The organism is Pseudomonas matsuisoli (assembly GCF_014647635.1).
Classification (GTDB): Bacteria; Pseudomonadota; Gammaproteobacteria; order Pseudomonadales; family Pseudomonadaceae; genus Pseudomonas_P; species Pseudomonas_P matsuisoli.
In genome coordinates this window covers 92779-104942 of sequence record NZ_BMPO01000001.1, presented here as the reverse complement: position 1 = coordinate 104942, position 12164 = coordinate 92779, and the positions used below count along the sequence as shown (strand labels likewise).

Genomic DNA, 12164 nt, shown 5'->3' with positions numbered 1-12164 from the left:
AAGCCCGCTCCTACAATAGACCGAGTTAGCCGCGCGACGGTGTTCCGCCCTAAAAGCCACCTTGATTTTTATTCCATCCAGAACAACCGCTTATTGCTATAGGAGGTATCGGTGAACATCCTGATCGCAGGTTTCCAGCACGAAACCAACACCTTCGCCCCTTCGAAGGCCGACTATCCCAACTTCGAGCGCGGTGAGGGCTTCCCTGCAATGGTGCGAGGCGAGGCGTTGCTGGCATTGCGGGACGTGAACATTCCGGCGGGTGGGTTCATCCAGGCTGCCGAAGCTGCGGGTCATTCTCTGATACCGGTGATCTGGGCTGGCGCCAGTCCGTCGGCGCACGTCACCGAAACGGCCTACGAGCGTATCGCCAACGAGATTCTGGAGGCTGCGTGTGCGGAAACGTTCGATGCGATCTATCTCGACCTGCACGGGGCGATGGTCGCCGAACATACGGACGACGGGGAGGGCACGCTGCTTCGGCGTTTGCGTGAAATTGTCGGCAACGAGATGCCCGTCGTGGTTTCGCTGGACCTGCACGCAAACGTGACCCATGACATGCTGACGAACGCCAGCGCGCTGGTGGCCTATCGGACGTATCCGCATGTCGACATGGCGGAAACGGGCACACGGGCGGCAGGACTGCTGGAGCGGCTGTTCGCTGGCGAGACGCTGCACTGCGCATCTCGCCGCCTGCCGTTCCTCATTCCCATCAATGGCATGTGTACGCTGCTGGAGCCCGCGTGCAGCTTCTACGCTGGCATGGAGATGTTCGAGACGAAGCAGGAGCTTTCGTTGTCCTTCGCGCCTGGCTTCCCGGCAGCGGATTTTCCGGAGTGCGGCCCGGTAATCTGGGGCTACGGCAATGACGAGTCGGTGATTGTCGACTCGGTCGAGCAGTTGTACGAACGCATGCTTGCCGAGGAAGCCTTGTGGGAAGTGCCGTTTCTGTCTCCGGACGAGGCGGTCCGGAGCGCAATCGAGGTCAGTGCCAGTGCGCGGAGGCCAGTGGTCATCGCTGACACGCAGGACAATCCTGGCGCTGGCGGTGATTCCAACACCATGGGCATGCTCAAGGCGCTGCTGGCCAACAAGGCGCAGGACGCGGCGATCGGGCTGATTTTCGATCCCTCGGCAGCAGCGAAGGCGCATGCGGCCGGTATCGGTGCGACGCTGACGCTGGCGTTGGCCGGCGATTCCGGCGTGGCAGGTGACAGCCCGCTCGAAGGGACTTTCGAAGTCGAATATCTATCTGATGGCATGTGTCGCTACGACGGCCCGATGATGAATGGCATGACGAACGAACTCGGCCCGGTGGCGTGTTTGCGCATCGGTGGCGTGCGAATCGTGGTCAGCTCGACCAAAGCGCAGATGCTGGATCGCAATCTGTACCGAATCGCCGGCGTGGAGCCGGAGCGGATGAAGATTCTGGTGAATAAGAGTTCGGTCCACTTCCGTGCAGATTTCCAGCCCATCGCCGAAGCCGTTCTCGTGGCCAAGGCGCCTGGGCCGATGCTAGCGGACCCGGCTGATCTACCCTGGACGCGGTTAGCGCCCGGTATTCGCATGAAACCGATGGGGCCGGTGTTTCAAGCGGCGCAATGAATTGATGAATGCAGGAGGGTAAATCGCAGCTTGGCATGGTCAATTGCCTGGGCGCAGAGGTTAAACTCGCCCAGTTTGCCCCAGCCTCGACGCTGGAGGCCGCCTGCATCGATTCAAGGAGATTCATCTATGCGCACTGGCGCCCCGTGGTTTGCTCGCCTGACACGCTTTTGCATGAGCGCAGGTCTCGTACTGTTGCCGACCCTGGCTATCGCAGCGGATGAAGATCCCTGGGAATCCGTCAACCGGCCGATCTTTACCTTCAACGATACGCTTGATACCTACGCACTAAAGCCAATCGCGCAGGGTTACCAGAAGGTGACGCCGCAGTTCGTTGAAGATGGTGTCAGCAACTTTTTCGGCAACCTGGGTGAAGTGCGTAACTTGCTGAACAACGTGCTGCAGGCCAAATTTCATGATGCTGGCGTCGATACCAGTCGCTTCATCTTCAATAGCACGTTCGGGGTACTGGGCGTGTTCGACGTCGCAACTCGCATGGGTTTGCAACGCAGTGACGAAGATTTTGGCCAGACGCTTGGCAAGTGGGGGCTGGGGAGCGGTCCGTATGTCGTATTGCCGTTCTTCGGTCCAAGCTCGGTCCGCGACGCGGTTGGTCGGGTGCCGGATAGCTATGTGAGCGTCTATCCCTACGTCGACGATGTGCCGGTACGTAATACGCTTTGGGGACTCGGTGTGGTGGATACGCGTGCAGGCTTGTTGCAGGCGGAGCGGATGGTGACGGGGGACAAGTACATCTTCGTTCGCAATGCCTATCTGCAAAACCGCGAATTCCGCGTCAACGATGGGGAAGTCGAGGACGACTTCTAATCGGGTGCGATCCGGAGGCTCCGCGCCTCCGGATCGGCTTCGGTCAACTCATCGACAGGATAGATAGCCCGACGGCCTGTTTGCCATCAGCAAGCGCAGAGACGCGAATGACCTCTGCATCGGCTTCAAGGCTCTTGAGCTCCGCGTGGGAGGAGCTGATCAGAACCTGAACACGGTCGCCAACCTGCAGTGTCGAATCGGCTTCCAGTTGCATCCCCGTGCTGGAGAGGTCGATACATTTGGCTACGATTTCTTGATCCAGATACCGCAGCGTCACGTTCGTATCGAGCCGCATACGGATGAAATCTCTTTTCTCACTGAATGAACGATCGCTCTGGCTCATCGTTAATGCCTCTTATGAGATAGCCGCTGTGAAAATTGGCCGTTTTATTCGTTTGTTATTCGAGCAAAGCGGCAGGAAGTCCTCTGGGTTATAACCTTCGGATCTTGGCGGTGTAAAGGCACGCTGCGCGTATCGGAGCATGCTTGAATCGCCTCACGGATGGGAGTACCGTCTGCGCCTGAAGCGAACCCGTACGGCGCTTTTGGCAATCTGTCTGATGCTGCGGTCGCCACGAGTGACGCCGCTTGCCTGGAAACTACATGCCTACCCCTAGCGCTACGCTGCTGATAATCGACGACGACGACGTGGTGCGTGCGAGCATCGCGGATTACCTGGAAGACAGTGGTTTCAACGTGTTGCAAGCCAGCAATGGCATGCAAGGGTTACAGGTCTTCGAGGAATGCTTGCCTGATCTGGTGATTTGCGACCTGCGGATGCCCCGGATCGACGGGCTCGAGCTCATCCGTCGCATTTCACACCTCGAATCCGAGACGCCCGTAATCGTCCTGTCCGGCGCTGGCGTCATGAGTGACGCTGTCGAGGCGCTACGCCTGGGCGCGTCCGACTATCTGATCAAACCGCTCGAAGACCTTGCCGTGTTGGAGCATTCGGTCAAGCGCTCGCTCGATCGTTCGATGCTGCGTAAGGAAAACAAGCGGTACCGGGAAAAGCTGGAAAAGGCCAATCACGAGTTACAGGCAAGTCTCAACCTGCTTCAGGAAGACCAGAATGCAGGCCGGCACGTGCAAATGAACATGTTGCCTGTAACGCCTTGGCAAGAGGGTGGTCTGCAGTTCGCGCATCAGATCCTTCCGTCGCTCTATCTCTCTGGCGATTTCGTCGATTACTTCCGTGTCGACGATCACCGTATCGCGTTCTACCTGGCTGACGTTTCCGGCCATGGCGCGTCATCCGCCTTCGTCACCGTTCTATTGAAGTTCATGACGACCCGTTTGCTTTACGAATACCGGCGTCAGGGCAGTATGCCGGAGTTCAAGCCGTCTGATGTGCTCGGCCATATCAATCGCGGGCTCATCAATTGCAAGCTGGGCAAACACGTCACCATGCTCGGCGGCGTGATCGACGAGAGTCGCGGGGTATTGACCTACAGTATTGGAGGGCATCTGCCATTGCCGGTGCTCTATAGCGATGGGCAAGCGCAATATTTGCAGGGCGGCGGTTTTCCTGTGGGCATCTTTCCAGATGCCACCTATCAGGATCACGAGTTGAAACTGCCCGAGGCATTCAGCCTGACGTTGCTCTCGGACGGCATTCTGGACCTTTTGCCTGGCGATACGCTCAAAGATAAAGAGCTCGCATTGCCCCGCCTGGTAGGCGAGGCGGGTGGCCGCCTGGAAGGGTTGAGTCGCGTTTTTGGTTTGACTTCACTGGGCGAAATGCCGGACGACATCGCCTTGTTGGTATTGAGCAGGAACCTTGCATGAGTACCGGAAAAATCCAGTACGCGGAGCAGAGCGGGACTTTCGTCCTGAAGTTCGTCGGCGAAATCCGTCTGACACTGTGCTCGGCACTGGATGCCACGATCGAGAAGATCTTTTCGTCGATGGATTTTTCCGCCATCGTCATCGACCTTACCGAGGCGCGCAGCGTCGACAGCACCACCCTGGGACTCTTGGCCAAGGTGTCGATCCTTTCGCGCCAGAAAGTGGGTTTGCTGCCAACGGTGGTCACGACGAATCCTGATATCACTCGTTTGCTCGAGTCGATGGGCTTCGATAAGGTGTTCAACGTTGTGGGTGATCCATTGCCGTGTCCCGAGTGTTTGGAAGACCTCCCGCCGCAAGATCAGACTGAAGAAATCGTGCGCCGCAAAGTGCTCGAGGCGCACCGAATTCTCATGGGTTTAAACGATTCCAACCGCGAAGCCTTTCGCGACTTGGTCAGCGCGCTCGAGCGTTGCTAGTTTTCTGCCGTTCTCTGTGAAATAGCTTCGTTTTTACGGGTTGGCGTCAAGCCAGTACGGCGGAGGTTTGGCGGTCGTACAGCGGAAAGGCATCCCGCATTTCCAGTGGTGTAAGGCCCAAGCCGTACAAAGCGACGCTTGTCCGTTTTCCACGAAACCGTGCAATGCCAGGAAAGTATCCCCACTTTTCGGCCCCCATTCCCTGAACGACCTGATCGCTCGCGTGATTGCCTTCGACGATCCAAGCCACCAAGGTTTCGAAGCCATACCGTTCGGCCAATATCACCGCCGCTCGGCCCATACGCGCGCCTATACCGCGTCCGATCGCATCATCGCGCGCGTAAATGTTGGCCTCGCCGGTAATTCGGCAGGCTTGCAGGCCGCCCCAACTGAAGCAACTGACTGTCAACCAGGCGATCACCTCACCATGCCGTTCGAGGACATAAACCGGATTATGCAGGCGCATGAAGTAGTCGATGTAAAAGGTCATTTCCTCCAGCGAAACGGTTCTTGTCGCGGCTGAAACCATCCCGCGAAGAGCCGTCTCATTAAAGATTTCGGTCATGCTATCGAGGTCGTCCAGTCGGAATTCACGAATACCCCGCGGCAGCGCATCACCCGCCTTCGGTGTGCTCATTAGCTGGCCTCCCCGTGGACGCTACGTTTGAGCTGCTCGCGTGCACGGGAGAGTCGCGAGCGAACGGTTCCCACCGGAACCCCGAGGCGTTCTGCGGTATCGCGGTAGCTGCCATCGGTCTCGATAGCCGTCCAAAGTGTTTCGCGCATATCCCGTGGAAGCTCGGCGATAGCTTCTATCGTCTTGTCTAGAAGTTGATGCCGTTCGAATTGGATGCTCAGGTCGCTCGGTTCGACAGGCTGTTCGTGCGTCTCCAGCTCATCATGAGAGCTATGAGGTGGCCTGGCGTAGTGACGCCGAAAGTGGTTTCGAATCAGATTGTGGGCTATGCCGCACAGCCACGTTTCCGGCCGTGCGCGACCGTCGAATTTGTGTCGGTTCCGCCAGGCCTCCAAATAGGTCAATTGCAGAATGTCGTCGGCGTCATCGAGGTTGAGCACCCGTTTCTTCACAAAGCTGCGCAGTTTTCGGTTCGCGCCGAAGTCCAGTTCACCTGCGCCGCTATTCAAAAGCTGGTTACCGCCGGAGTTCACCTTCTTGTTTGTCACTCGGTTTCCCTCTTCGGTCTACGTGTTGTTCGCCGAACGCATTAGCTGGCCGAGTAGAGAGAGCACGATCAGTGCCACAACTTGTTATTTCCTATGTTCTTGAAAAATATCGTTTTTTTAAAATAGGTCGTGTCGATTTACGCAAAAAGCTGCACATAGCACATTTGTACTACGCAAAAAATTGCACGCAATTTAAAGAGTTGAAAAAGCGCACGCCCTTCGAATGGAACCGTTAAGTAAGGTCGAGCCACCCACGGGCGACGGAGATCTGGCTGAGCCCATTCGACGAAGTTGGAATGCCGCATCCCTTTGGCACTCGGTGCCATCGCAAAAACATGCTTCAGTTTGGGTTACTTGCGATACGTCGAGCGTGTTGTTCCGTTGGCTGATTCGATAGAGGAAGAGGTGCCCGTGAAGGAAGCGCTAATACGGTTCGATGAGCCTCAGGATCCGCGCGTAGAACAGTCATCCAAACCGCTGCTCCGAGTTTGCGGGGCGGTGCTGCAGGTCGATGAAGACAATGGCATCCTGCAATGTCGAATCCAAGGTACTAAGCCCGGGGATCTCTGCCGTGTGCTCCGTCTGGCTGGCGAGCCGCTTTTGGCCGAGGTCATCGGCGGCGACAAAGGTACGACCGCAACGCTCGCGGCATTCCGTAGCGTGCAGGGCGTCAAGGCGGGCGCGTTGGTGGAGGCGCTAGGCGTGCCGCATCGAATACGGGCCAGCGACGCGTTGCTGGGGCAGACGCTCGATGGCTATGGTTTATCACTGGCAGGCGATGGCCCAGGCGCATGTGCCGAGCCAGACATCGCCGACGCGTTATCCGTAATCAAGCAAACGCCCTTGTCGATAGTTCGCCCGCCGATCAATAAGGCATTACCGACCGGTGTGCGCGCCATCGATGGGCTACTGACTCTGGGCGAAGGGCAGCGTATGGGCCTCTTTGCGGGTCCTGGATGCGGCAAGACCACCTTGATGGCGGAGATCGCGCGCAACGTCGAATGCGACGTGATTGTGTTCGGATTAATTGGTCAGCATCGAAGCGCGCTCTGTCAGTTCGTCGACCGGGAATTGGATGATGAACAGCGATCCCGGACGGTACTGGTATGCGCGACGGCGGAACGGTCGAGCAGCGAGCGGGCGCGCGCCGCCTTTACAGCTACAGCACTGGCCGAGGGCTATCGTGCACAGGGTCGTCGAGTGCTGCTACTAATCGATTCATTGAGTAACTTCGTTGTGGCACATGAAGAAGGTGCGCTTGCCTCGGACCCTTCCCAAGCGGAGGACGAGCTGCGGCTGTTCATGTACGATCGACTGTCGAGCCTGATCGCGCGTGCTGGCCTGTCGAGTGAGGGTGCAATCACAGCGATTTATACGGTATCGACTGAAGATCCACGGCACGATCCCTTTAACAATGCCCTGCGGTCGCAATTGGACGGACACGTCGTGCTATCGCCCAAGTTGGCTGCACAGGGCCATTACCCAGCCATCGATGTATTGGCGAGCTTGTCACACACATCGACGAGCGTTACCCATGCATCGCATGTTGCCGCCAGCGATGGTTTGCGCCACCTCCTGACGTCCTACGAGCGTATCGAATCGATGCTGCGCCTGGGGGAATACCGGCCAGGTGTCGATTCGCTGACTGACCTTGCGCTCTACGTGCGGCTGCATGTCGAAACGTTTCTTCGTCAGGATCTTCGGGTGCCGGAGTCGCTATCGAATACCGTCGATTACTTACAACGCTTTACAGCACACCTGTCCTGCGAGGTAAGTCGTCTAACCAGGAATGTCTCGCTCTTACGGGATTCGGATCAATGCAGATCGAATATCCCGCTAGATCCAACCTTGCGTGCGTGAACGCGTTATTCAACGCGTTGGGCCGGAGGCTCAGCAGGCAAGCCGAACACAGTGCAAAGAGTGCGTAGGGACGGGAGGCAACGATGGCGGGCGTAGCCGTAGCCTGAAGTGACGTAACGTTCCATGGCCGTAAGATTCCAGGAGAGCATCATGGGTAGCAAAAACGTTGGCGAAAACCGGACCTTGAATGGATGGAATCGCCGCACCGCGAACTTCGAGGAGGACACCGCCATAGGAGAAGGGCAGGACGAATACCACGAGTCGTTCGAGCAGGGTGGAAAAGCCGAGTTAAGCGAGCGCGCGCACACCTCGGATGATGCGCTGGATCGCTTCGACGACATTACGTTGGCGCTGACGGTACGGTGCGGAAGCTTGCGCATTACCCTCGCGGAGCTACGTAGCTTGGCTCCGGGCGTAGTGTTGGATGTAGAGGGTCCAGCGCCAGGGCTGGCATCGCTGTACTACGATGATCGGGTGGTCGCCGATGGCGAATTGGTCGACATCAAGGGCCGGCTGGGTCTGCAAATCACGCGAATGGACGTCAAGCGATAACCGTCCGAATCGGCGCTTGTCCTGGCAGCGCCAGGCGATACCGCCGCTGTAGACGAGGGACACGCGTTACACACTTGATGCAGCTCTCAAGCCTCTTCATCGCGTCGGGAAATATTCAAGTATTTCATTCGGTGATACAGCGTACGGCGGGAGATGGCGAGCTCGGATGCAGCCGCATTGATACAGCGGTGGTGACGACGCAAACAGTCCTCGATCAGCAACTTCTCGAATTGCTCGAGGTTGTCTTTGAGCTTCAGGCGGTTGCTACTACGCGTGGACTCAACATGTGGCAGGGGGTTGAGCCCCAGCACGTACCGCTTGGCAGCGGAGCGAAGTTCGCGCACGTTACCCGGCCAGGAATAGCTGACTAACGCCTGCAGCAGTTTGGGAGACGGTAATTCAGTCGTCCTGTCAAGTTCGCTCGCCTCGCGCCGAATAAAGCTTATGAACAGCGGCGCAATGCGCTCACGACGCGTTCGCAAGGCCGGTAGCTCGATACTCACGACATTTATGCGGAAATAGAGGTCCTGCCGAAATTGACCGCGCTCGACCATTTCGGTCAAAGAGTTCTGCGCGGAGGCAATGACGTTCATGTCCACAGGAATGAACTGAGTCGACCCCAAACGCTGCACGCCACGTGCTTCCAACACACGCAGTAATTTGGCTTGCAGGTTGAGTGGCATGCTATCGATTTCGTCGAGATACAAGGTTCCCTTGTTCGCTGTTTCGATATAGCCAGGGCGCGATTGGGTTGCTCCAGTGAACGCCCCGGTCGTCACCCCGAACAGCTGACTTTCAGCAAGGGTTTCCGGGATGGCGGCGCAGTTGATCGCCACGAATTGTCCTTTTCGTCCCGAGAGGCTGTGGATCATCTCGGCAAGTGTGTCTTTACCGGTACCCGTTTCTCCTCGGAGGAGTATGTCTACGTTTAACGGTGCGGCTACGGAGGCGACAGTTTCCAAATCGAGTCCGTCCGCTTCGGCGGAATTGCCGAGTCTGGCAAAACGAAGCATTTGTTCCATAGCGGCCTAATCCATCGATAGCTAGAGCAGCATCACGCAAGAGAATAGAAATTAGATAGCCAGGCGAAGAATTTAAAACACAGCTTTTCAATACTGCATATTGATATTAATAATTTTTATTAGAAGTCCAGTGGGTGGGGCCCATGGACAGCTTTAGATAAGCAGGATTTTCAAAGTTCAGTAGGGCTTAAATATTTCGTCGCTGCAACATAACGGCTAAGTGCTCTAGCATAAGTATCTAGTGCTCGAACGGTCGTTATTGGCAGCTGTCCGGTGACGCTTGCAGAGAAGATAATGTCGCACAACCCCCGGATAGCGTGAAGCCTATCACGAAATTTGGTTGCCTTTTGATCAATATGATTTATCAATTGATAGAAAATGTCGCGCTGAGTCGGGGCGAATGTGGCGTGTGAAAATCTGCTTTTTTTAACTACGGCTAAACACATGTCCCTCTTGAAAGTGTGTATTAAAACAGTCTTGTTCGGATTGAAATTTCAGCTAGGCGATGGAAAGTTTAACCGCACTGGGAGTATCCAATACCCTTACAACACCGCGCACTAGCGATTATGCATGCCATTTGTTTGAACGATCGGTCAGAATTTAAGTTTGTTTTTGCCTGCGAATATCATTTGGCAATGGCGATGAATAGCAACGCCAAAGTCTGTTTACCCGATATGTAGGCCTGCAGCGAGAGGAGCGTTCGTGTACCCTTCGCGCTCGCTGAACTGTATGTCTAATCAAACCGATCATGTCTCAACTTCAAAACCGTGAATCCATTAGCGCCTTTTCGAGGCGTTTTTCCGTTGCCCCCATGATGGATTGGACCGATAGGCACTGCCGTTTCTTCATGAGACTGCTTTCGCGCCATACCTTGCTCTATACCGAGATGGTAACCACCGGAGCGCTGCTGCATGGCGACACGGCTCGCTTCCTTCGTTATGAAGATGTCGAGCACCCGTTGGCGCTGCAGGTGGGCGGTAGTGATCCCGATGCGCTTGCACAATGTGCGCGTCTAGCCCAGGCCTGGGGCTACGACGAGGTCAACCTCAACGTTGGTTGCCCGAGCGATCGAGTACAGAACAATTTGATCGGCGCCTGCCTCATGGGCCACCCAGCGCTGGTAGCCGACTGCGTAAAGGCAATGCGGGACGCTGTTTCGATTCCGGTCACCGTCAAGCATCGGATCGGTATCGACGGGCGTGACAGTTACGCGCAGTTGCAAGATTTTATCGGGCAGGTCAGCGAAGCAGGTTGCGACAGCTTTACGGTTCATGCCCGTATCGCGATTCTCGCCGGTCTCTCCCCGAAGGAAAACCGCGAGATCCCGCCGCTGCGCTACGACGTCGCCGCGCAATTGGTCGCGGATTTTCCAGCTCTGGAATTCATCCTCAATGGCGGCATCAAGACGCTGGCGGATTGCGAAGGGCACCTTCGAACCTTCGCTGGCGTCATGCTCGGGCGCGAGGCCTATCAGAATCCCTATTTGCTGGCTGACGTCGATTCGACACTGTTCGGATCGGCGCGCGCGAAACCGACGCGGACGGACGTCCTGATGGCGCTCCGGCCCTACATCGAGCGACACCTGGAAGAGGGCGGCGCCGCGCATCACGTAACGCGCCATATCCTGGGTCTGGCGCAGGGTTTTGCAGGCGCACGACGATTTAGGCAGGTGCTATCGGTGGACATCCACAAGGCGGCAGATCCGCTGGTCGTGTTCGATCAAGCGGTCGAGATACTGCAGGGCCGGTGAGCGCGATGCGATGACGCTTTACGCCGTACATGACGGCGTGCGTCCCTGCTCATCTTTCTATTTTCGTCGCCACGAATGATCGAGTCGGCCGGACGATTTCTTCCCTTGCCGCAATCAGCGGGAGATCGCGATTACCTGCCTGCGTGCGTGAAACGAGCGCATACAAGGCACTTACGGCATGCGCAGTGGCCGTCGCGATGTCCATTCCGCTGACCAGTTGCCCAATCAGGATGGCCGAAAAGACGTCGCCCATGCCGTTAGGCAAAGGTTGCAACTCGATGTAGGGCGTCTGAACGATCCAGGCATCCGTCGCGGTTACTACGAGCGTGCTCAGCTTGTCGTCCGGTAGGTCGTTGGTGCGCAGGCTGGTGATGACGATAGTGCGCGGACCCGGGTGCAGCGCATTACCCAGCAGCTCATGTGCGGCGCTTACGGCATCTTCGGTTGTCGTGACTGGGGCGCCGTGAAGCAACTCGAACTCGTAATGATTGGGCGTGATGAGGCTGGCTTCGCCTAATGCCCGGCGACGGAGGAATTCTGGAATGCCAGGACGTACGAATACGCCACGGCCGACGTCGCCCATGACCGGATCGCAGAGATAGAGTAGGTCAGCGCGTTGCCGGCGAATTTCCTGCACGACGCCAAGAATGACCTCACCAATGGCCGCATCACCAAGGTAGCCCGACAGTACAGCCGAACAACGCGACAGCACGCCGCGCGCGCGAAGGCCATCGAGAACATCATTGATATGTTCGGGTGGGAAGACCTGTCCCTTGAACTCGCCGTACCCCGTGTGGTTCGAGAACTGTACGGTGTTCACTGTGACCGGCTGGATGCCCAGCAATTGCAGCGGCAACACCGCTGCGGCATTGCCGACATGGCCGAACGCGACGTGAGATTGGATGGAGAGAACCAAGGGCGTTTCTGCCGGAGTACTCATCACGGATGGGCCTTATTCGGTGCGTGTTGGCCATTATCGTAGGGGGTAGGGCAGATGGCGTCGAGCGGCGTTGGACCGCTTTTTTGTAGGAGCCCACTTGTGGGCGATCAGCTTCTGGGCAATTAGATTTAAAAGCTGATCGCCCACAGGTGGGC

General features: G+C 56.9%; 12 protein-coding genes. 7 read left to right on the top strand and 5 right to left on the bottom strand.

The genetic code is table 11. From position 1 onward, the window contains the following. Positions 1-111: 111 nt before the first annotated feature. Together IEY47_RS00455 and IEY47_RS00450 are read left to right on the top strand one after the other, a co-directional pair. The gene (locus tag IEY47_RS00455) at positions 112-1605 is read left to right on the top strand and encodes a M81 family metallopeptidase (protein ID WP_229779113.1); all 1494 of its coding nucleotides are present in this window, start codon (positions 112-114) and stop codon (positions 1603-1605) included. Positions 1606-1734: 129 nt separating this feature from the next. Then, entirely contained in the window at positions 1735-2433 is a 699-nt protein-coding gene (locus IEY47_RS00450) for an MlaA family lipoprotein (protein ID WP_188981183.1), read from the top strand. Positions 2434-2476: 43 nt separating this feature from the next. Here IEY47_RS00450 and IEY47_RS00445 read toward each other — a convergent pair whose 3' ends face one another. Further along, positions 2477-2776, bottom strand: a complete 300-nt coding sequence (locus tag IEY47_RS00445; RefSeq protein ID WP_188981182.1) for a PilZ domain-containing protein — start codon at positions 2774-2776, stop codon at positions 2477-2479. A gap of 260 nt (positions 2777-3036) precedes the next feature. Here IEY47_RS00445 and rssB point away from each other — a divergent pair, with 260 nt between their 5' ends. Together rssB and rssC are read left to right on the top strand one after the other, a co-directional pair. Next, positions 3037-4221, top strand: coding sequence for a two-component system response regulator RssB (gene rssB, locus IEY47_RS00440; RefSeq protein ID WP_188981181.1), 1185 nt, complete (start codon positions 3037-3039; stop codon positions 4219-4221). After that, positions 4218-4700: an anti-sigma factor antagonist RssC gene (rssC, locus tag IEY47_RS00435; RefSeq protein ID WP_188981180.1), complete on the top strand. Its 483-nt coding sequence runs from the start codon at positions 4218-4220 to the stop codon at positions 4698-4700. Before rssB ends, rssC begins: the two co-directional genes overlap by 4 nt. Positions 4701-4746: 46 nt before the next feature. On the opposite strand, the gene IEY47_RS00430 is transcribed toward rssC, so the two are convergent. Together IEY47_RS00430 and IEY47_RS00425 are read right to left on the bottom strand one after the other, a co-directional pair. Beyond that, positions 4747-5337, bottom strand: a complete 591-nt coding sequence (locus IEY47_RS00430; RefSeq protein WP_188981179.1) for a GNAT family N-acetyltransferase — start codon at positions 5335-5337, stop codon at positions 4747-4749. Beyond that, entirely contained in the window at positions 5337-5846 is a 510-nt protein-coding gene (locus IEY47_RS00425; RefSeq protein ID WP_229779142.1) for an RNA polymerase sigma factor, read from the bottom strand. Before IEY47_RS00425 ends, IEY47_RS00430 begins: the two co-directional genes overlap by 1 nt. A 450-nt stretch (positions 5847-6296) precedes the next feature. Between IEY47_RS00425 and IEY47_RS00420 the strand changes: the two genes are divergently transcribed. Continuing rightward, positions 6297-7745 carry an EscN/YscN/HrcN family type III secretion system ATPase gene (locus IEY47_RS00420; protein WP_188981177.1) on the top strand — a complete coding sequence of 483 codons (1449 nt, stop codon included), beginning with the start codon at positions 6297-6299 and terminating at the stop codon, positions 7743-7745. A gap of 150 nt (positions 7746-7895) precedes the next feature. Continuing rightward, complete coding sequence (locus tag IEY47_RS00415; protein ID WP_188981176.1) at positions 7896-8297, top strand: FliM/FliN family flagellar motor switch protein; 402 nt, start codon at positions 7896-7898, stop codon at positions 8295-8297. Between the two features lie 86 nt (positions 8298-8383). Here IEY47_RS00415 and IEY47_RS00410 read toward each other — a convergent pair whose 3' ends face one another. Then, positions 8384-9319, bottom strand: a complete 936-nt coding sequence (locus IEY47_RS00410; RefSeq protein ID WP_229779111.1) for a sigma 54-interacting transcriptional regulator — start codon at positions 9317-9319, stop codon at positions 8384-8386. 748 nt (positions 9320-10067) lie between these two features. Here IEY47_RS00410 and dusA point away from each other — a divergent pair. Then, on the top strand, positions 10068-11069 hold the full coding sequence (gene dusA, locus IEY47_RS00405; RefSeq protein ID WP_188981175.1) for a tRNA dihydrouridine(20/20a) synthase DusA: 1002 nt from the start codon (positions 10068-10070) through the stop codon (positions 11067-11069). A gap of 49 nt (positions 11070-11118) precedes the next feature. Here dusA and pdxY read toward each other — a convergent pair whose 3' ends face one another. Beyond that, positions 11119-12009 (bottom strand): pyridoxal kinase PdxY, encoded by an 891-nt coding sequence (gene pdxY, locus IEY47_RS00400; protein ID WP_188981174.1) that lies wholly within the window; start codon positions 12007-12009, stop codon positions 11119-11121. Positions 12010-12164: the final 155 nt, after the last annotated feature.